Genomic DNA, 17,923 nt, shown 5'->3' on the forward strand with positions numbered 1-17,923 from the left:
CGCCATGACCGCCCGCCTGCTGCTGATCGACGACGATGCCCGGCTGTCCTCGATGGTCGGCGATTACCTGCGCGGCTCCGGCTTCGAGGTCGAGACCGCCGGCTCGCTCGCCGCGGGACGCGAGCGCCTGGCGGCGGAACCGTACGACGCGCTGGTGCTCGACCTGATGCTGCCCGACGGCGACGGCCTGGACCTGTGCCGCGAGCTGCGCGGCGACAGCCGCCATCGACACCTGCCGCTGCTGATGCTGACCGCGCGTGGCGAGCCGATGGACCGCATCGTCGGTCTCGAGCTGGGCGCGGACGACTACCTGCCCAAGCCGTTCGAACCGCGCGAGCTGCTGGCGCGCGTGAAGGCGTTGCTGCGCCGCGCCTCGCCGCAGCCCGCGGGTGACGATGTGCTGCGCTTCGGCCGGCTCGAGGTCGACCTCGGCGCGCGCGTCGCGCGGCTGGACGGCACGATCTGCGACCTGACCGGTCACCAGTTCGACCTGCTGGTCGTGCTCGCGCAAAGCCCCGGCCGGGTGCTCTCGCGCGACCAGATCATGGACTCGCTGAAGGGCCACCCGCTGGAAGCCTTCGACCGGTCGATCGACGTGCACATCTCCCGCATCCGCGCCGTGATCGAGGACGACCCGAAGCTGCCGCGGCGCGTGCTCACGGTGCGCGGCGCCGGGTACGTGTTCGCGCGCAAGCAGGACGCCGACGAAGCGCGCGAGTCCTGATGGCGAGTGCGGCGGCGAGCGTCGTTCGGTCCGCCGCGCCGGGGCTTCGGTGAACAACCTCTACCTGCGCATCTACGCTACCGTGGTGGTGGTGCTGCTGCTGTTCGCGGCGGCCTCGGGCTGGGTGTTCCAGCGTCACATGGAGCAGGAGCGGGTGCGCGCCGAGGGCGTGCTCACCGAGCGCATGGGCGCCTGGGGCGAACTGATCCAGCGCTCGCTGCCGGGTCACGACATGCCGGCCGAGGACCAGGCCGCGGCGTTGCGCGAATGGTCGCAACGCCTGCGCCTGCCGCTCGCCCTGGACAGCGCCAGCGGCGAACGCATCGCCCAATCCGAATCGTTCGAGCGGCGCCTGGCCGAAGGCGTGCAGCGCGGTCTCGCGGTGCGGCTGGAGGACGGCCGCACGCTGTGGATGATGCGCCCGGGTTTCGTGCGGCAGCGCGGCGCCATCGGCCACGGCGGTCCGCCCGAGCCGCCGGGCGCGGAGCCTTCGGGGCGCCCGCCGTTTTTGCCGTTCATCCCGCGGGCCTGGCAGGGCGTGGGTCTCGTTGCCGTGCTGGTGATGCTGTTCATCGCGGTCGCCGCGGGCGCGTACCCGGTGGTGCGCCGCCTGACCCGCCGGCTTGAGGCGTTGAAGCAGGGCGTCGAGCAGTTCGGCGCCGGCGAGCTGCATCACCGCGTGCAGGTGACCGGGCATGACGAGGTCGCCGCGGTCGCGTCGAGTTTCAACGTCGCCGCCGCGCGGGTCGAGGCGCTGGTGCGCTCGCACCAGTCGCTGCTCGCCAATGCGAGCCACGAGCTGCGGTCGCCGCTGGCGCGCATGAAGATGGCGGTGTCGATGCTCGAGAGCGCCGGACCGGCGCAGCGCGCGCTGCTGAAGCAGGAGATCGACACCAATGTGGCCGAGCTCGATGCGCTGGTCGAGGAAGTGCTGCTGGCCAGCCGCCTCGATGCCGCACCCACGCCCGGTCAGGACGAACGGGTCGAGCTGCTCGGCATGGCCGCCGAGGAGGCCGCGCGCGTCGATGCCGCGGTCGACGGCGAGCCGACCAGCGTCGACGGCGACGACCGGCTGCTGCGCCGCGCGCTGCGCAACCTGTTGGAGAACGCGCGCCGCTATGGCGGGCGCGAGGTCGAGGTGTGGATCGAGTCGCGCAGGGACGGCCCGGCCGCGCGCGCCGAAGTGCGCGTCTGCGACCGCGGGCCGGGCGTGCCCGAGGCGATGCGCGAGCGCATCTTCGAGCCGTTCTTCCGGATGCCCGGGCATGCCGAGCAGGCCGGCGGCGTGGGCCTCGGCCTGAGCCTGGTCAAGCAGATCGCCGAGCGCCATGGCGGCAGCGTGCGCTGCGAAGGGCGCGACGGCGGCGGCAGCTGCTTCGTGCTGACGCTGCCGCTCGCGGCGGCTGCGACACCCGGCTGATCGCGCTGCGCTAAGCTCGTCGCCCGACCCCCCGCCGAGCGACACCATGGCAGCAGCTGCGAAACCCTATGACGTGATCGTGTTCGGCGCGACCGGCTTCACCGGCCGCCAGGCCGTGCTGGCGCTGGCGCGCCGCGCGGCCGAAAAGCCGCTGCGCTGGGCGGTGGCCGGCCGCAATGCCGAGCGATTGCAGGCCGTGGTGCGCGAGCTGGTGCCGCCGGCCGCACTGCAACCGGGCATCGTGGTCGCCGATGCCGAACAGGCGGATTCGCTGCAGGCGCTGGCGGCACAGACCAAGGTGCTGCTCAACCTCGCCGGTCCGTACGCGCTGACCGGCGAATCGGTCGTGCAGGCCTGCATCGCGCACGGCACGCATCACCTCGACCTGACGGGCGAGACCTTCTGGGTGCGGCAGCTGATCGAGCGCCACCATCGCGCCGCCCAGCGCGCCAAGGTCAAGATCATCGCGTGCTGCGGCTACGAGGCCCTGCCGTTCGACCTGGCCGTTCTGTGGGGCGCGCAGCAGCTGCAGCAGCGCACCGGCGAAGCGTGCCGCGAGCTGAAGCTGGTGGTCAGCTTCACCGGCAAGCGCATCACCAGCGCGCGCGATGCGGTCAGCGGCGGCACCGTCGGCTCGATGCGCATGCTGCTCGAGCTCGACACGACCGACAGCGTGCGCAATCCGGCCTGCCTGCTGCCGCGCGACGCGCCCGATGCGCCGGCCGTCGCCGAGCGCAACGCCTACCGCTTCGTGCCGCAGTACGACAGCGACGTGCAGGCCGTCGTCGCGCCGACGATCCCGGCGCCGTTCATCAACCCGCCGGTCGTGCTGCGCTCGGTCGCGCTCGCCAACGACCCGGCGCTGTTCGCGCCGGATTTCCACTACATCGAGGCGACCGACATGGCGAGCCTGGTGCCGAAGCTCGCGCTGGTGCCGCGGGCCGCGACGCTGCCGATGCAGTGGGCCGCGGCGGCGTCGATCGCGGCGCCGCTGGCCAGCCTCAGTGCCTCGGTCTCGGGGCCGCTGAGCTTCCAGCGCGGCGTGCTGCGCAAGCTGATCGACGCGTTCGCGCCCAAGCCCGGCGTCGGCCCCAGCGAGGCGATGCTGGCCGGCAGCGGCTACGCGTTCGACCTGTTCGCCACCTCGACCAGCGGCCAGCGCCTGCGCGGCCGGGTCGAGGCGCAGGGCCACCCCGGCTACCGCTCGACGCCGGAGATGATGGTCAGCGCAGGCGTCGGCCTGGCGCGCGGCGAGCTCGGGCGCACGCCGCACTTCGGCATCGTCACGCCCGCCACCGGGCTGGGGATCGAGGCGGTCGCGGCGCTGCGCAGCGCCGGCGTCACGTTCAGCGTGGTGGCGTGAGCGGCGCGGCGGCCGGCTCGGCCGGTCGTTCGGCTGCACCTTCGGCAGCGCGCTCGGCATAGCGGTTGAAGCGCCAGGCGCTGCCTTCCATCGTGATGCGGCGCCAGGTTGCGCGCTTCTCGGCGGGCGTCATCACCGGCCAGTGCTGCACCTCGTCGAAGCGCCGGCCGCAGCCTTTGCAGATGTCGTCGCCCTGGCTGGTGGAGCAGATCGCGATGCACGGTGCGTCGGGCGTCGTCGCGTACCAGCCCAGCCAGGCGTCGCGCGCCTTGGCGGGCATCGTCGCCTCGTCGCACTCGGTCTCGTGGTAGTAGACCATCAGGCCGTACACCGTCGCGAGGGCGCGCACCTCCGCACAGGCGGTGATCCCGTCGGGCGAGGGCGAGCGCTCGCGCCACCAGTTGATGGCGGACTCGATGTCGGTGATGTGGATGGCGGCCATGGGGTTCCAGCGGGGCGCCAAGGATAGCGCGCACCGCCGGCAATGTTTGATACCCTTTGACCAATGACCCCGACGCCCGCCGAACACCGCATCGACGACCTGGACACGCTGGCCGCCCTGTATGGCAGCCCGGGCGAGACGTCGATCCGCAACGAGACCGATCACCTTCACCCGCACTACCGCGCGCTGATCGAGGCCTCGCCGTTCGTCGCGGTGGCCAGCGCCGGGCCGGAGGGGCTCGATGTCTCGCCGCGCGGCGACGCGCCGGGTTTCGTCGTCGCGCCCGATGAGCACACGCTGTGGCTTCCCGATCGGCGCGGCAACAACCGCACCGACACGTTGCGCAACGTGCTGCGCGATCCGCGGGTCGCGCTGCTGTTCCTGGTGCCGGGCGTCGGCGAGACCCTGCGCGTGAACGGCCGCGCGCACCTCAGCATCGCGCCCGAACTGCTGGCGCGCTTCGAGGTGGACGGCCAGCGGCCGCGCTCGGTGATGGTGGTGCAGGTCGAGACGGTCTACTTCCAGTGCGCGCGCGCACTCGTGCGCTCCGCGCTGTGGGATCCGTCGCGTCACGTGGCACGCGACAGCCTGCCGACGCCCGGGCAGATGCTGGCCGCGCTGACGCACGACGAGATCGACGGCGCGGCCTACGACAGCGCCTTGCCGGCGCGCCTGAAGACCAGCCTTTATTGATTCGATGGAGAAGTCCGAATGACGATCATTTCGCGCGCCTGGCGCCCCCTCGCGCTGTGCGTGCCATTCGTGCTGCTGGCCGCCTGCGCCAGTGGCGACAAGCCGAAGCTGCCGGTCGCCCCGGCGACCGTCGAGGCGCCCGGCAAGAGTGCCGTCACGGTGACGAGCGCGAACGATGGTGCCCGCGTCGTCGTCGCGCAGGCCCAGGAGCTGCGCGTCGAGTTGCCGAACTCGGCCTGGTCGATCGCGCAGAACTTCGAATGGTCGGTGGTCGACCTCGGGCCCGGCGTGCTGGTGCCGACCGGCTCGCGTTTCGAGCGCACCGCGCGCGACGTGAACCCGCTCGAGTCGGACGGCACGACGGTCTTCCGCTTCCGGCCGCAAGCGCCGGGCGCGGTGACGTTGAAGCTCGCGCTGCGCCGACCGCATCGCCTCGACGCGCCGTTGCAGGCGGTGAGCTTCGACGTCACGGTGAAGTAGGGCGGGGCATGACGGCCGCGCTCGTCCTGCGCCCGGCCGAGCGGGCTGACGCGCCTGCGATCGCCGCGTTGTCGCGCGATCGGATCGAGCAGGGGCTGGGCTGGAGCTGGATCGCGCCGCGCGTGTTGCGCTGCATCGCCGACGCCGCGACGAATGTCGTCGTCGCGCCCGAAGCCGGTCACCTCGCCGGCTTCGGCATCATGAAATACCACGACGACGAGGCCCACTTGCTGCTGCTCGCGGTGCGCGCGAACGCCGGCCGCCGCGGCATCGGCGCGGCGCTGGTGGGGTGGCTGGAGGCGTCGGCGCGGGTGGCCGGGATCGGGCAGGTCTACCTCGAGGCGCGGCTCACGAACCAGGGCGCGCGCGCGTTCTACGCGCGGCTCGGCTACCGCGAGATCCAGACCTTGCCGGGCTACTACCGCGGCGTCGAAGCCTGCGTGCGGCTCGCGAAGGACTTGTGGGTGGCGCCGGTGGCGCCGGATTGAGCCGGCGCGCGGGCCGTCAGGCGAGGACCGAACCGCCGCGCGCGGCGCGATCGGCGCTGCCTTGCGTCGAATACAGCGAGGTCGAGTTCTCGCGCGGCATCAGCACGTCGATCGCACGGTCCAGCGCGGCGGTCGCGCGGGCGAGCGATTCGCGCTGCGCAGCGACCTGCCCGCTGGTGCTGACCAGGCGCAGGCGCAGGTCCGGCGGCACCGAGCCACGGCGCGCCGCGATGGCGAATTGATCGACCGCCACCGCGAGTGCGCGGTGCAGTTCGGTGGCGTGCAGGTCGATGCCGACGGTGTCGCGCACGCACAGGGCCATGCCCAGCGCGCTCAGCCGGTGTTCCACGGCGGCGAGGGCGGTTTCGAGTTCGGAAGCAGGTCGATCGGGGACCAGTGAGGTCATGAGGGTGTGGGTCCGAGGTGAGATGGATCCAGATCGGAAAAGGGCGGTTGTGGTCCGGGCGTCAGGCCTGGACCTGGGTCAGCACTTCCTGTGCGTTCGCGATCAACTTGTCGGCGATGGCCTCGGGGTTGATCTGGAACGTGCCGTCCTCGATCGCCTTCGAGATGCGGGCGACCTTCTCGGCGTCGAATTCGGGGGTCGAACCGGTGGTGAGCAGCGTCGATGCGGTGTTCGAGAGGGCCAGCGTCGTGCTCGGCTCGGGTGCCACCGGCGTCGTCACCGGCGTCGTCACGGGCGTCGTCACGGGCGTGGTGGCCGAAGGCTCGGTCGCCACCGGTGCTGCCGAGCCCCGGGTCCCGCGGGCATGGGCGATGCCGTTTGCCGACGCGTGGCTGTTCGGAACGCCGTGGGTGGCGTTCGTCTGGGCGGGCTTGTCTGCGGGATTGCCGATCTTCATGGTGCTCTCCAGGGGCCGGGTGGATGCCGGGCCGTTCAATGTGCACCTTGTATCGGCCCGGGTCGAGGGCGACTTTAGAGTTTTCTGAGAATCCGCGGGAAAGTGAGTTCACAAACCAAGTTCCACCCGGCGCTCGCCCACCGGTTGACCCGTCAGAACGCGCCCACTTTCGGTGCGTACCCGGACCGGCTGGCCTTCGATGCCGGGGTTCAGCGCCTGCGCCTCCCCGGCGACGCTGAAGCCGTCGCCCTGTGCCAGCACCGTGACGGTTTCGCCGGCGGCGAACCACTGGCGCGCCTTCAGGTGGGACTGGCGCAGGCCCTGGCCGGGCTGGAGCGAGCGGGCCAGCGTGCGGCCCACGGCGAGTTCGGTGCGGGTGATCGGCGCGGCGTTGTCCTCGGCCAGGTCGATTTCCGCGGTCACCAGGTCCGCAGCGGTCAGCACGCTGCCGGCCGCGACGCCGCTGGTCGCGGTCAACGCGGTGCCGAACACCTTCACGGTGATCGGCAGATAGACGTTCCATTTGGTCGTTCCCTGCACGCAGCGCAGGCCGATCCGGCTCTTGCCCCACAGGCGCGTGCCTTCGGGTACATAAGGTTGCACCTGCTGACAGGGCGCCAGGCGCAGTCGCGGGTCGAGCTGACCGACCTGCACTTCGATGCGCACGGCGCCGGGCTGGGCCGTCTGGCTGCCGGCGAGCGCGAGCTGGCGCACCTGCTGTTCGAGGCCACCGGCGAGCCCGCTGGCGTTCGGCTCGACCGGCGCGGTGGGTTGGGCCAGCGCGAGCGTGGCGCAGGCGCCCATGGCCAGCAGCGCGGCGACGCGGCGCAGGGCGAAGGCGAGGGCGGGCCGGAATTGCATGGGCTGAACTCTAGGGGCACACGGTCGGCGACAGGGCCGCGAAATGAAGGGTCAACCGGCGCTTATTCGCGCTTATGTCGCGGCGGACCGGCTCTGACAATCCGCTCACATCGCCGCCGTGCGACCACCGCAGACCACCGCCGAGAGGCCGACATGCTGAACCGACTCACCGACTCGCTCGACTTCCAGGCCCAGGCCCTCAGCCTGCGCTCGGAGCGCCAGCGCCTGATCGCCAGCAACATCGCGAACGCCGACACGCCCGGCTACGTGGCCCGCGAGATGAACTTCGCGCAGGCGCTGAAGGAAGCCACCGGCGCCGGCCAGCCCGCCGCCCGACTGGCCGCGAGCCAACCCGGCCACATCGTGGCCGGCGCGAGCGGCGGCACCTACAGCACGCTGGCCTACGCGGCGCCGAGCCAGACCAACCTCGACCGCAACACCGTCGACATGGACCGCGAGCGCGCCAGCTTCGCCGACAACACGGTGAAGTACGAAGCCACGCTGCGCTTCATCAGCGGCCAGGTGAAGACCACGCTGTCGGCGATCACCGGCCAGTAAGGGAGCACGTCATGTCGATGATGAACATCTTCAATGTGTCCGGTTCGGCGGCGAGCGCCCAGAGCCAGCGCCTGAACGTCGTCGCGAGCAACCTCGCAAACGCCGACACGGTCGCCGGCCCCGACGGCCAGGCCTACAAGGCGCGGCAGGTCACGTTCCAGACCCAGCTGATGGGCGCGAACGCCAACGACCCGACGGCCGCCGGCGTGAAGGTCAGCACGATCAGCGAGGACCAGACGGTCGGCCGCCGCGTCCACGACCCGAAGCACCCGAGCGCCGATGCCGATGGCTACGTGACCTACAGCAACGTCAACGCGGTCGAGGAGATGGTCAACATGATCTCCGCGTCGCGTTCCTACCAGAACAACATCGAGGTCATGAACACGGCGAAAAGCCTGCTGCTCAAGACCTTGCAGATCGGCCAGTGAGCCGCTGACAACCGGTAGCCCCCATGGCCATTTCCTCCGCGACCCTGAGCAACATCAACGGCACCGACACCACGGCCAAGGCCGGCGGCGTCGACGATCCCGGCAGCCAGGACCGCTTCCTGAAGCTGCTGGTCACGCAGCTGCAGAACCAGGACCCGCTCAGCCCGATGGACAACGCGCAGCTGACGAGCCAGATCGCGCAGATCAACACCGTCACCGGCATCGCGACGCTCAATACCAGCGTGCAAGGCCTGTCCAGCCAGTTCCTGCAGATGCAGACGCTGCAGGGCGCCTCTCTGGTCGGCAAGAACGTGATCGTGCCCGGCAACAAGCTCGATATCGCCGACGGCGTCGCGCAGGGCGGCTTCGAGCTGACGACGCCGGCCGACGCGGTCAACGTCGAGGTGCTGAGCCCGGCCGGCAAGGTGATCGACACCATGAACATCGGCGCGCAGAGCAGCGGCGTGCACGGCTTCGCCTGGGCGCCCGGCACCTACGACAACAGCAGCAACCTGAGCTTCCGCGTCACCGCGACCAGCGGCGCCACGTCGCTGACCGCGACGCCGCTGATGCGCGACACCGTCAACGCCGTCAGTGCCTCGGGCAGCAACCTGCAGCTCGAGCTGGCCCGCAACGGCACGATCGACTACAGCACCGTCAAGGCGATCAACTGAGCGCGCGCCGCGCCACCGTTTCACATCCTGTCCCGAGGAACATCCCATGAGCTTCCAGCAAGGTCTCTCCGGTCTGAACGCATCGAGCAAGAACCTCGAGGTGATCGGCAACAACGTCGCCAACGCCAACACGATCGGCGCCAAGTCGTCGCGGGCCGAGTTCGGCGACATGTACGCCAGCGCGATCAACGGCACCAGCATCGGCATCGGCGTGAACCTGCAGGCGGTGACGCAGCAGTTCACGCAGGGCAACATCACCACGACCGACAGCCCGCTCGATCTGGCGATCAACGGCAACGGCTTCTTCGAGGTCAGCAACGGCTCGCAGACGCTCTACACCCGCAACGGCCAGTTCCAGGCCGACAAGGACGGCTACCTGACCACCAACACCGGCCTGAAGCTGGTCGGCTACCCGGCCTCGAAGGACGGCACGATCCAGCCCGGCGCGGCCGTGCCGCTGCAGCTGCCCACCGGCGGTGTCGATCCGAACCCCACCAGCGGCATCACGGTCGAGATGAACCTCGATTCGCGCAAGGCGACCACGCTGCCCGCGACCGCGCCGCAGATCGACTTCACCAACGCCAAGACCTACAACGACGCGACCTCGGTCACCGTGTTCGACGCCAAGGGCCAGGACGTGGCGCTGACCTACTACTTCCAGAAGTCCGCCACCGACACCTGGAACGTCTACGCGACCGCGAACGGTGCGTCGGTCAACGTCGACGGCGCGGGCAACCCGCTGCCGATCACGACCATCAACTTCCCGCCGGACGGCGGCACGCCGACCTCGCCGGTGGGCACCGTCGCGTTCGACGTGCCGTCGACCACCAATGCCGCCGGCGCCGCGACGCTGCCGATCACCGGCATCGCGCTGAACCTGACCGGCGCGACCCAGTTCGGTTCCGGCTTCGGCGTCACCAACATGACCCAGGACGGCTACGCCGCCGGCCTGCTGACCGGCGTGACCGTGGAGAAGAGCGGCATCGTGATGGCCACCTACTCGAACGGCCAGGCCAAGGCGGCCGGCCAGCTCGAGCTCGCGACTTTCCGCAACCCGCAGGGCCTGACCCCGCTCGGCGGCAACATGTGGGCGCGCAGCTACGCCTCCGGCGACCCGACGGTCGGCACGCCGAGCACCGGCAACATCGGCGCGCTGCAGGCCGGCGCGCTCGAGGAATCGAACACCGACCTGACCGGCGAGCTCGTCGACATGATCACCGCGCAGCGCGTCTACCAGGCGAATGCACAGACGATCAAGACGCAGGACCAGGTGCTGCAGACGCTGGTCAACCTGCGCTGATCGATCAATCGACTGAGGGCTCGCGATGGACCGCATGATCTATCTGTCGATGTCGGGCGCGAAGGCAACGATGCAGCGCCAGGACACGCTCGCCAACAACATCGCGAACGTCTCGACGCCCGGCTTCCGCGCCGAGCTGCAGGCCTTCCGTGCGGTGCCGGTGGAGGGCAGCGGCGCGAGCACGCGGGTCTACGCGCTCGAGACGACGACCGGCTACGACGCCAGCGCCGGCCCGGTCACCGCGACCGGCCGCAACCTCGACGTCGCCGTCAAGGGCAACAGCTGGCTCACCGTGCAGGCGCTCGACGGCACCGAGGCCTACACCCGCGGCGGCTCGCTCGAAGTCTCGAACGACGGCACGCTGACGACGCGCAGCGGCCTGCCGGTGCTCGGCGACGGCGGCCCGCTGCAGGTGCCGCCGAACGCGGCGGTCAGCATCGGCGCCGATGGCACCGTCAGCGCCAAGGGCACGGACGGCAAGAACACGGCGATCGGCAAGTTGAAGCTGGTCACGCCCGAGACCGCGCTGAAGCGCGGCGACGACGGCCTGTTCCGCGGCGCGGACGGCGGCTCGCTCGCCGCCGACGACACCGCGCGCGTGCAGGATGGCGCGCTCGAAGGCTCGAACGTCAGCGCGGTCGAGTCGATGGTCTCGATGATCGCGGCGGCGCGCCAGTTCGAGGCCCAGATGAAGATGATCCAGACGGCCGAGGCCGACGAGAAGGCCGCGGCCCAGCTCTTGTCCACGACCTGACGCCACCCTCCTGGGAGAGCCGCCTCTCGAGGCGGCTTAAACTCGTCTGCACAGACCTCTCCAGGAGCCAGTCATGACGTTCATCAACGCTGCCGAAGACAAGCAGCCCAAGGCCGACACCAAGGTCGACAAGCTCGAAGACCAGCTCGCGTTCAAGTCCCGCTTCGTGCTCGTGTTCGGCGAGATCGACGACAAGGTCGCATACGCCACCTGCCGCCGCCTGCTGGCCCTGTCCGAGGAATCGGAAGCGCCGATCACGATGCTGATCTCGTCGCCGGGCGGGCATGTCGAATCGGGCGACGCGATCTTCGACCTCATCCGCTTCGTGCGCGCCCCGGTCACCACCGTCGGCAGCGGCTGGGTCGCCAGCGCCGGCGCGCACATTTTCCTGGCGCCGCCGAAAGAGCGTCGCCTGTGCCTGCCCAACACGCGCTTCATGATCCACCAGCCGGCCGGCGGCGCCGGTGGCCAGGCCACCGACATCGCGATCCAGGCCAAGGAAATCATCAAGGCCCGCGAGCGCCTGGCGCGCGTGGTCTCCAAGCAGACCGGTCAGCCCTACGAAAAGGTCGCCGCGGACATGGAGCGCGACTACTGGATGAGTGCGGACGAGGCGATCGCCTACGGCATCGTCGCGCGCACGATCGAGCGGCAAAAAGACCTGGCCTGATCCTGTGACGGGGGAGGGCACCGCCACTCACGCGGCAGATTCGCGCTACGCCTGGACGCGCCTGGCGGTCACGCTGGCGCTGATGACGCTCGGCAGCGGCGCGATGTACGTCGTCGCGGTCGTGTTGCCGGCGGTGCAGGCCGAGTTCGGTGTCGCGCGCGCCGACGCGTCGCTGCCCTACACGCTGATGATGGTCGGCTTCGGGCTCGGCGGCGTGGCGATGGGCAAGCTGGCCGATCGTTTCGGCGTGATGTGGGTGGTGTTGATCGGCGCGTTCGGCATCGGCTCCGGCTTCATCGCCGCCGGGCTGTCGGGCAGCCTGACGGGCTTCGCGCTGGCGCACGGGGTGCTGCTCGGCGCGGTCGGCAGCTCGACGACCTTTGCGCCGCTGGTGGCGGACACCTCGCTCTGGTTCGTGCGCCGGCGCGGCATCGCGGTGGCGATCTGTGCCAGCGGCAATTACCTCGGCGGCGCGCTCTGGCCGCCGATCGTGCAGCATTTCGTCGAGACCAGCGGCTGGCGCGCCACCTACATCGGCCTCGGGATCTTCAGCGGCGTCACGATGGCGGCGCTGGCCGTGCTGATGCGGCCCCGCCCGCCGATCGCGGTGGCCACCGCCGCGGCCCGCCAGACCGGCGTCGTGCCGTCGACGCGCCCGTTCGGCCTGTCGATGGGCCACGCCCAGACGCTGCTGTGCATCGCCGGTGTCGCCTGCTGCGTCGCGATGGCGATGCCGCAGGTCCACATCGTCGCGTACTGCAGCGACCTCGGCTTCGGCGCGGCGCGCGGCGCGCAGATGCTGTCGCTGATGCTCGCCGCCGGCATCGTCAGCCGGCTCGTCTCGGGCCTGATCTGCGACCGCATCGGCGGGCTGCGCACCTTGCTGCTCGGCTCGGTGCTGCAGGGCCTGGCGCTGCTGCTGTTCCTGCCGTTCGACGGGCTCGTGTCGCTCTACGTGATCTCGGCGCTGTTCGGGTTGTTCCAGGGCGGCATCGTGCCGAGCTACGCGATCATCGTGCGCGAGCACTTCCCCGCCGCCGAGGCCGGTGCCCGCGTCGGCACCGTGATCATGGCGACGCTGTTCGGCATGGCGCTGGGCGGCTGGATGTCCGGCAAGGTCTTCGACCTGACCGGTTCGTACCATGCCGCGTTCCTGAACGGCATCGGCTGGAACCTGCTGAACCTGACGATCGCGGTGTTCCTGCTGAGCCGGGTGCGGGCCCTGGCACGCCGCGGCGCGCCGGCGGCGGCGTAGCGCCGCTCAGGTCGGCGCGAGCGCCCGGGGCCGCCGAAACTCGGTCGCGTAGGCGGCGAGCGCGAGCAGCGCCAGCACGCCGCCGAGCAGGCTCAGACCGTCCCAGCCGTGGAATGCATAGATCGCCGCGGCGGAGCCCGACGCGATCGCCGCGCACAGGAACACGAAGGTCATGAACAGCGCGTTCAGGCGGCCGCGCAGTTCCGGCGCGAGCATGTAGAGGCTGCGGATGCTCAGGACCTGGCAGACCTGCACGGCCGCGTCGACCAGCAGCGCCGCGACCACCAGACCGGCGAGCGAATGCAGGTGCACCGCCACCGCGCCGATCGCGAACGACACGGCCACGGTGGCCATTGCGACGCCGGTCGCCACGCGCGTCAGGCCGCGGTCGGCCAGCCGTCCCGCCCAGGGTGCGGCGAGCGCGCCGGCCGCGCCGGCCAGTGCGAACAGCGCAATGCCGGCCTGGCCGAGCCCGTACTGGTGGGCAAGCACGAGCGGCACGGCCGTCCAGAAGGCCTGGAAGGTCGCGAACATCAGGCCCTGGTAGAGCGCCCGACGGCGCAGCAGCGGCGTGTGCCACAGGATGCCGGGCAGGGATTGCAGCGTGCGCGCATAGCCGACCGACCCGTGCGGCACCCGTTCGGGCAACGCGCGCGCGATCACCACCATCAGCACGGCCATCAGGGCCGCCGAGACGGCGAACACCGCACGCCAGCCGAATGCAGCGGCCACCAGGCTCGAGAACGGCCGCGCCAGCATGATGCCCGCGAGCAGCCCGGCCATCACGTTGCCGACCACCTTGCCGCGCGTCGCGTCGGGCGCCAGGTGCGACGCGAACGGCACCAGCACCTGTGCGGCGACGGCGCACGTCCCGACGACGAACGATGCCGCGAGGAAGGTCAGGGCCGACATGGATGCGGCCGCGCCGACCAGCCCGGCCACCGCGCCGCCCATCGCGAGCAGGATCAGGCGCCGATTCTCGATCACATCGGCCAGCGGGACGAGCAGGATCAGACCCGCGCCGTAGCCCAGCTGGGTCAGCGTCATCACCAGGCCGGCGAGCCCGGCGTGGAGGTCGAGCGCGGTCGAGATCGGCTCGATCAGCGGCTGCGCGAAATAGATGTTGGCCACGCACAGCCCGCAGCCGATGGCGAAGAGCCAGGTCAGGCCGGCGGACAGGCCGTCGGGTGCGGAGGTCGAGGTCTTGGCGTTCATGGGCGGACTGCGAGGCAAGGCGATGGCGCCCGGATTGTCGATGCGCGCCGGCCGATCCGTCGTCCCAGGGCCATTGCGGCGAGTCGCCCGCGGGCCGGAAGTGGCTGGAAAACCGCCCGCTTATCCGCTTATCCGGCTCCCCGGCGGCGGCCCATGATCGCCAGCATTACCGGAGCACCGCCATGATGCGTTCCCTGTGGATTTCGAAGACCGGCATGGAGGCCCAGCAGACCCAGCTGGACACCATCTCGCACAACCTCGCCAATGCCTCGACCAACGGCTACAAGAAGTCGCACGCGGTGTTCGAGGACCTGATGTACCAGAACCTGCGCCAGGCCGGGGCCAACAGCACCGACCAGTCCACCCTGCCGACCGGGCTGCAGCTCGGCCTGGGCACGCGGGCGGTCGCGACCTCGCGCAGCTTCACGCAGGGCAACCTGCAGCAGAGCAGCAACCCGCTCGACGTCGCCGTCAGCGGCCAGGGCTTCTTCCAGGTGCAGATGCCCGACGGCACCACCGGCTACACCCGCGACGGCTCGTTCCAGGTCAACGCCACCGGCCAGCTGGTGACGAACAACGGCCACACCGTGCAGCCCGGCATCACGATCCCCGCCAACGCGACCAGCGTGACGATCGGCAACGACGGCACCGTCAGCGTGGTGCTGCCGGCGCAGACCACGCCGCAGGCGGTCGGCAAGATCCAGACGGCGACCTTCATCAACCCGGCCGGTCTCGACCCGCTGGGCCAGAACATCTACGCCGAGACCGCGGCCTCGGGCACGCCGAACCCCGGCACGCCGGGGCAGAACGGCCTGGGCATCCTGCAGCAGGGATTCGTCGAGACCTCGAACGTGAACGTCGTCGAGGAACTGGTCGGCATGATCCAGACCCAGCGCGCCTACGAGCTGAACTCGAAGGCGATCAAGACCTCGGACGAGATGCTCGCCCGACTGACGCAGCTGTGAGCGCGCCCATGACCCGTATTTCGCTGGTCGCGCTGGCCGTCGCCACCCTCGCCTTTGCCGGTTGCGAGACCGCCAGCGAGCGCCTGAACAAGCGCCCGCCGGTCGACGTGCTGAAGACCGAGGCGGTTCGCCCCGAGCCGGTCGTCGTCACGCCGATCAGCAACGGCTCGATCTTCCAGGCCGGCCAGTACCGGCCGCTGTTCGAGGACCACCGCGCGCGGCTGGTGGGCGACACCTTGACGGTGCAGATCGTCGAGAAGGTCAGCGCCACGCAGAAGAGCACCAGTTCGATCGACAAGTCCGGTGGCCTCGCGGCCGGCGTGACCGCGATCCCGGGCTTCGCCGCCAATTCGTTCACGCCGGCGCGCGCGACGCTCGGCGCCACGTCGAGCAACACCTTCGCCGGCAAGGGCAGCACCGAGAACAGCAACGATTTCTCCGGCACGATCACCGCGACCGTGCTCGAGGTGCTGCCGAACGGCCACCTCTTGATCTCGGGCGAGAAGCAGATCGGCGTCAACCACAACGTCGACGTGCTGCGCTTCTCCGGCCAGGTCGACCCGCGCGCGATCCAGGCCGGCAACAGCGTGGCCTCGGCGCAGATCGCCAACGTGCGCATCGAGCAGCGCGGCAAGGGCCAGCAGGCCGATGCGCAGGGAATAGGCTGGTTGGGACGCTTCTTTTTGAACGTTCTCCCGATCTAGCGTTCTTCAGAATCGGGTTCATCAACCGATGGCCCGCCATGATCAACACCGACAAAATCGTTCGCCGACTGATCGCCCTGACCGCGGTGCTGGCCTCGGCCGCCGTCTGGTGGCCCACCCCGGCCCAGGCGATGCGCCTGAAGGAAGTCGCCTCGGTGCAGGGGGTCCGCACCAACCAGCTGGTCGGCTACGGCCTGGTCGTCGGCCTTGACGGCACCGGTGACCAGACCACCTCCACCCCGTTCACCACGCAGAGCATCAACGCGCTGCTGCAGCAGATGGGCGTCACGGTGCCGGCCGGCACCAGCATGCAGCTGAAGAACGTCGCCGCGGTGATGGTGACGGCGCAACTGCCGCCGTTCGCGCAGCCGGGCCAGCAGGTCGACGTGACGGTCTCGTCGCTCGGCAACGCCAAGTCGCTGCGCGGCGGCACGCTGATCGCCACGCCGCTGAAGGGCGCCGACGGCCAGATCTACGCGCTGGCCCAGGGCAACCTGGTGGTCGGCGGCGCCGGCGCCTCGGCGGCCGGCTCCAAGGTCCAGATCAACCACCTGAGCGCCGGCCGCGTGCCCGAGGGCGCGACCGTGGAGCGCGCCGTGCCGACGCCGCTGAACCAGGGCGAGTACCTGCAGCTCGACCTGAACGCCAACGACTACAACACCGCCCGCGAAGTGGCCCGTGCCGTCAACGCCAAGATGGGTGCCGGCGTCGCACAGGCACTGGACGGCCGCGTGGTGCGCGTGCGCATGCCGGCCAGCACCGATGCGCGCGTCGCCTTCATGGCCGACATCGAGAACCTGCCGCTCGAACTGGCCGCACCAGCCGCGAAGGTCGTGATCAACGCGCGCACCGGCTCGGTCGTCGTCAACCAGACCGTCACGCTGAACGCCTGTGCGGTCGCGCACGGCAGCCTGTCGGTCACGATCAACTCGACGCCGATGGTGAGCCAGCCCGGCCCGCTGTCGAACGGCACGACCGTCTCGCGCGACAAGGCCGACATCACGATCAGGCAGGAGCCCGGCTCGCTGATCCAGCTGCCGGCGGGCACCAAGCTGGCCGACGTCGTCAAGGCGCTGAACTCGCTCGGCGCGACGCCGCAGGACCTGCTCGCGATCCTGCAGGCGATGAAGACCGCCGGGGCACTGAATGCGGAAATCGAGGTGATCTGACCATGGCGATCTCCGGCCTTTCCGCGACGACCGGCGACGCCGGCGCACTGGATCCGACAGGCAGCGCCTTGCGGGCGCGGGCGGCGAGCGACCCGAAGGCCGCCATCCGCATGGCTGCCAAGCAGTTCGAGGCGATGTTCATGCAGCAGCTGATGAAGAGCATGCGCGAGTCGTCGCTCGGCACCGGGCTGCTCGAGAACTCGGGCACGCAGATGGGCACCGAGATGCTGGACACCCAGTTCGCCAACAAGATGAGCGGCGCGCCCGGCGGTCTGGCCGACGTGATCGCGCGCCAGCTCGAGCGCCAGATGAACGGCGTCGCGTCCGCCGTGCAGGCGGCGATCCCCGCGGCGAGCGCGGCCGGCGCGCCGATGGGTGGCGCGGCAAGGATCAATCCGAGCCAGGAAGAATTCCTGCGGATACACCAGCAATCGGCCGCCGGCGCGGAGGCGCAGACCGGCATTCCCGCGACTTTCATGGTCGCGCAGGCGGCGCACGAGTCGGGCTGGGGCAAGCACGAGATCCGCAACGCCGATGGCAGCAGCTCGCACAATCTGTTCGGCATCAAGGCCGGCGCGAACTGGAAGGGCCAGGTCACGCGGGTCGTCACGACCGAGGTGATCGACGGCCAGCCACGCAAGGTGGTGGCGAAGTTCCGCGCCTACGCGAGCTACGACGAATCCTTCCGTGACTACGCGCAGCTGATGAAGGACAACCCGCGCTATGCGCAGGTCGTCGCCGCCGGCAACAACGCGCAGGGTTTCGCGCAGGGCCTGCAGAAGGCCGGCTACGCGACCGACCCGGCCTACGCCGCCAAGCTGACCCGCGTCATCAACACCACGCTGCGCTTGCAGCAGGCCACGCTGCGCGCGCCGCAGACGCTGGCATGAAAGGCCT

22 protein-coding genes are annotated in these 17,923 nt (G+C 70.4%); 17 read left to right on the forward strand and 5 right to left on the reverse strand.

Annotated elements, in window-relative coordinates:
* Nucleotides 1-4 precede the first annotated feature (4 nt).
* From ASC76_RS03885 to ASC76_RS03895, 3 genes are read left to right on the forward strand one after another with little or no spacing between them, the layout of a single operon-like run.
* Entirely contained in the window at nt 5-724 is a 720-nt protein-coding gene (locus ASC76_RS03885) for a response regulator (protein ID WP_056463194.1), read from the forward strand.
* A gap of 49 nt (nt 725-773) precedes the next feature.
* Nucleotides 774-2,144: a HAMP domain-containing sensor histidine kinase gene (locus tag ASC76_RS03890; protein WP_056462582.1), complete on the forward strand. Its 1,371-nt coding sequence runs from the start codon at nt 774-776 to the stop codon at nt 2,142-2,144.
* Between the two features lie 46 nt (nt 2,145-2,190).
* Nucleotides 2,191-3,507, forward strand: a complete 1,317-nt coding sequence (locus ASC76_RS03895) for a trans-acting enoyl reductase family protein (protein ID WP_082548700.1) — start codon at nt 2,191-2,193, stop codon at nt 3,505-3,507.
* Here ASC76_RS03895 and ASC76_RS03900 read toward each other — a convergent pair.
* Nucleotides 3,491-3,949 carry a DUF3717 domain-containing protein gene (locus ASC76_RS03900; RefSeq protein WP_056462592.1) on the reverse strand — a complete coding sequence of 153 codons (459 nt, stop codon included), beginning with the start codon at nt 3,947-3,949 and terminating at the stop codon, nt 3,491-3,493. The two genes, ASC76_RS03895 and ASC76_RS03900, sit on opposite strands and share 17 nt — an antisense overlap.
* Nucleotides 3,950-4,012: 63 nt before the next feature.
* Between ASC76_RS03900 and ASC76_RS03905 the strand changes: the two genes are divergently transcribed.
* From ASC76_RS03905 to ASC76_RS03915, 3 genes are read left to right on the forward strand one after another with little or no spacing between them, the layout of a single operon-like run.
* Entirely contained in the window at nt 4,013-4,642 is a 630-nt protein-coding gene (locus ASC76_RS03905) for a pyridoxamine 5'-phosphate oxidase family protein (protein ID WP_056462595.1), read from the forward strand.
* Between the two features lie 18 nt (nt 4,643-4,660).
* Nucleotides 4,661-5,122, forward strand: a complete 462-nt coding sequence (locus ASC76_RS25655; protein WP_056462602.1) for a protease inhibitor I42 family protein — start codon at nt 4,661-4,663, stop codon at nt 5,120-5,122.
* Between the two features lie 8 nt (nt 5,123-5,130).
* Entirely contained in the window at nt 5,131-5,610 is a 480-nt protein-coding gene (locus ASC76_RS03915) for a GNAT family N-acetyltransferase (protein ID WP_056462605.1), read from the forward strand.
* A 16-nt stretch (nt 5,611-5,626) separates the two neighbouring features.
* Here ASC76_RS03915 and ASC76_RS03920 read toward each other — a convergent pair whose 3' ends face one another.
* From ASC76_RS03920 to flgA, 3 genes are all read right to left on the reverse strand, one after another.
* The gene (locus ASC76_RS03920) at nt 5,627-6,016 is read right to left on the reverse strand and encodes a hypothetical protein (RefSeq protein WP_056462612.1); all 390 of its coding nucleotides are present in this window, start codon (nt 6,014-6,016) and stop codon (nt 5,627-5,629) included.
* Nucleotides 6,017-6,077: 61 nt separating this feature from the next.
* On the reverse strand, nt 6,078-6,473 hold the full coding sequence (flgM, locus tag ASC76_RS03925) for a flagellar biosynthesis anti-sigma factor FlgM (RefSeq protein WP_056462614.1): 396 nt from the start codon (nt 6,471-6,473) through the stop codon (nt 6,078-6,080).
* A gap of 108 nt (nt 6,474-6,581) precedes the next feature.
* Nucleotides 6,582-7,334 (reverse strand): flagellar basal body P-ring formation chaperone FlgA, encoded by a 753-nt coding sequence (gene flgA / locus ASC76_RS03930; RefSeq protein ID WP_235580336.1) that lies wholly within the window; start codon nt 7,332-7,334, stop codon nt 6,582-6,584.
* Nucleotides 7,335-7,487: 153 nt separating this feature from the next.
* Between flgA and flgB the strand changes: the two genes are divergently transcribed.
* The 7 genes from flgB to ASC76_RS03965 all read left to right on the forward strand — a co-directional run bounded on the left by flgB (nt 7,488) and on the right by ASC76_RS03965 (nt 12,973).
* Complete coding sequence (flgB, locus tag ASC76_RS03935) at nt 7,488-7,892, forward strand: flagellar basal body rod protein FlgB (protein ID WP_056462616.1); 405 nt, start codon at nt 7,488-7,490, stop codon at nt 7,890-7,892.
* Between the two features lie 11 nt (nt 7,893-7,903).
* Nucleotides 7,904-8,320, forward strand: a complete 417-nt coding sequence (flgC, locus tag ASC76_RS03940; protein ID WP_056462619.1) for a flagellar basal body rod protein FlgC — start codon at nt 7,904-7,906, stop codon at nt 8,318-8,320.
* Between the two features lie 23 nt (nt 8,321-8,343).
* Nucleotides 8,344-8,994, forward strand: coding sequence for a flagellar hook assembly protein FlgD (locus ASC76_RS03945; protein ID WP_056462620.1), 651 nt, complete (start codon nt 8,344-8,346; stop codon nt 8,992-8,994).
* A 46-nt stretch (nt 8,995-9,040) separates the two neighbouring features.
* Complete coding sequence (gene flgE, locus ASC76_RS03950; protein WP_056462622.1) at nt 9,041-10,294, forward strand: flagellar hook protein FlgE; 1,254 nt, start codon at nt 9,041-9,043, stop codon at nt 10,292-10,294.
* 25 nt (nt 10,295-10,319) lie between these two features.
* On the forward strand, nt 10,320-11,048 hold the full coding sequence (gene flgF / locus ASC76_RS03955; protein ID WP_056462624.1) for a flagellar basal-body rod protein FlgF: 729 nt from the start codon (nt 10,320-10,322) through the stop codon (nt 11,046-11,048).
* Between the two features lie 73 nt (nt 11,049-11,121).
* Nucleotides 11,122-11,718, forward strand: coding sequence for an ATP-dependent Clp protease proteolytic subunit (locus tag ASC76_RS03960; protein ID WP_056462626.1), 597 nt, complete (start codon nt 11,122-11,124; stop codon nt 11,716-11,718).
* A 4-nt stretch (nt 11,719-11,722) separates the two neighbouring features.
* Complete coding sequence (locus tag ASC76_RS03965) at nt 11,723-12,973, forward strand: MFS transporter (protein WP_056462628.1); 1,251 nt, start codon at nt 11,723-11,725, stop codon at nt 12,971-12,973.
* A 6-nt stretch (nt 12,974-12,979) separates the two neighbouring features.
* On the opposite strand, the gene ASC76_RS03970 is transcribed toward ASC76_RS03965, so the two are convergent.
* A complete protein-coding gene (locus tag ASC76_RS03970) occupies nt 12,980-14,188 on the reverse strand; it encodes an MFS transporter (protein WP_056462630.1) in 1,209 nt (402 codons plus the stop codon).
* A 182-nt stretch (nt 14,189-14,370) separates the two neighbouring features.
* Here ASC76_RS03970 and flgG point away from each other — a divergent pair, with 182 nt between their 5' ends.
* The 4 genes from flgG to flgJ are packed head-to-tail and all read left to right on the forward strand — an operon-like array spanning nt 14,371 to nt 17,916.
* Nucleotides 14,371-15,153, forward strand: a complete 783-nt coding sequence (flgG, locus tag ASC76_RS03975; RefSeq protein WP_056462633.1) for a flagellar basal-body rod protein FlgG — start codon at nt 14,371-14,373, stop codon at nt 15,151-15,153.
* An 8-nt stretch (nt 15,154-15,161) separates the two neighbouring features.
* Nucleotides 15,162-15,857 (forward strand): flagellar basal body L-ring protein FlgH, encoded by a 696-nt coding sequence (locus ASC76_RS03980; RefSeq protein ID WP_056462635.1) that lies wholly within the window; start codon nt 15,162-15,164, stop codon nt 15,855-15,857.
* 38 nt (nt 15,858-15,895) lie between these two features.
* A complete protein-coding gene (locus tag ASC76_RS03985; protein ID WP_056462640.1) occupies nt 15,896-17,026 on the forward strand; it encodes a flagellar basal body P-ring protein FlgI in 1,131 nt (376 codons plus the stop codon).
* Between the two features lie 2 nt (nt 17,027-17,028).
* Nucleotides 17,029-17,916, forward strand: a complete 888-nt coding sequence (gene flgJ / locus ASC76_RS03990; RefSeq protein WP_056462643.1) for a flagellar assembly peptidoglycan hydrolase FlgJ — start codon at nt 17,029-17,031, stop codon at nt 17,914-17,916.
* Nucleotides 17,917-17,923 lie beyond the last annotated feature (7 nt).

The sequence above is a fragment of the Rhizobacter sp. Root404 genome (assembly GCF_001425865.1).
Taxonomy (GTDB): Bacteria; Pseudomonadota; Gammaproteobacteria; order Burkholderiales; family Burkholderiaceae_C; genus LMDS01.

Coding starts and splice junctions, on each gene's coding strand:
- ASC76_RS03885 (WP_056463194.1), top strand. CDS start 5: ATGACCGCCCGCCTGCTGCTGATCGACGACGATGCCCGGCTGTCCTCG.
- ASC76_RS03895 (WP_082548700.1), top strand. CDS start 2,191: ATGGCAGCAGCTGCGAAACCCTATGACGTGATCGTGTTCGGCGCGACC.
- ASC76_RS03900 (WP_056462592.1), bottom strand. CDS start 3,949: ATGGCCGCCATCCACATCACCGACATCGAGTCCGCCATCAACTGGTGG.
- ASC76_RS03905 (WP_056462595.1), top strand. CDS start 4,013: ATGACCCCGACGCCCGCCGAACACCGCATCGACGACCTGGACACGCTG.
- ASC76_RS25655 (WP_056462602.1), top strand. CDS start 4,661: ATGACGATCATTTCGCGCGCCTGGCGCCCCCTCGCGCTGTGCGTGCCA.
- ASC76_RS03915 (WP_056462605.1), top strand. CDS start 5,131: ATGACGGCCGCGCTCGTCCTGCGCCCGGCCGAGCGGGCTGACGCGCCT.
- ASC76_RS03920 (WP_056462612.1), bottom strand. CDS start 6,016: ATGACCTCACTGGTCCCCGATCGACCTGCTTCCGAACTCGAAACCGCC.
- flgM (WP_056462614.1), bottom strand. CDS start 6,473: ATGAAGATCGGCAATCCCGCAGACAAGCCCGCCCAGACGAACGCCACC.
- flgA (WP_235580336.1), bottom strand. CDS start 7,334: ATGCAATTCCGGCCCGCCCTCGCCTTCGCCCTGCGCCGCGTCGCCGCG.
- flgB (WP_056462616.1), top strand. CDS start 7,488: ATGCTGAACCGACTCACCGACTCGCTCGACTTCCAGGCCCAGGCCCTC.
- flgC (WP_056462619.1), top strand. CDS start 7,904: ATGTCGATGATGAACATCTTCAATGTGTCCGGTTCGGCGGCGAGCGCC.
- ASC76_RS03945 (WP_056462620.1), top strand. CDS start 8,344: ATGGCCATTTCCTCCGCGACCCTGAGCAACATCAACGGCACCGACACC.
- flgE (WP_056462622.1), top strand. CDS start 9,041: ATGAGCTTCCAGCAAGGTCTCTCCGGTCTGAACGCATCGAGCAAGAAC.
- flgF (WP_056462624.1), top strand. CDS start 10,320: ATGGACCGCATGATCTATCTGTCGATGTCGGGCGCGAAGGCAACGATG.
- ASC76_RS03960 (WP_056462626.1), top strand. CDS start 11,122: ATGACGTTCATCAACGCTGCCGAAGACAAGCAGCCCAAGGCCGACACC.
- ASC76_RS03970 (WP_056462630.1), bottom strand. CDS start 14,188: ATGAACGCCAAGACCTCGACCTCCGCACCCGACGGCCTGTCCGCCGGC.
- flgG (WP_056462633.1), top strand. CDS start 14,371: ATGATGCGTTCCCTGTGGATTTCGAAGACCGGCATGGAGGCCCAGCAG.
- ASC76_RS03980 (WP_056462635.1), top strand. CDS start 15,162: ATGACCCGTATTTCGCTGGTCGCGCTGGCCGTCGCCACCCTCGCCTTT.
- ASC76_RS03985 (WP_056462640.1), top strand. CDS start 15,896: ATGATCAACACCGACAAAATCGTTCGCCGACTGATCGCCCTGACCGCG.
- flgJ (WP_056462643.1), top strand. CDS start 17,029: ATGGCGATCTCCGGCCTTTCCGCGACGACCGGCGACGCCGGCGCACTG.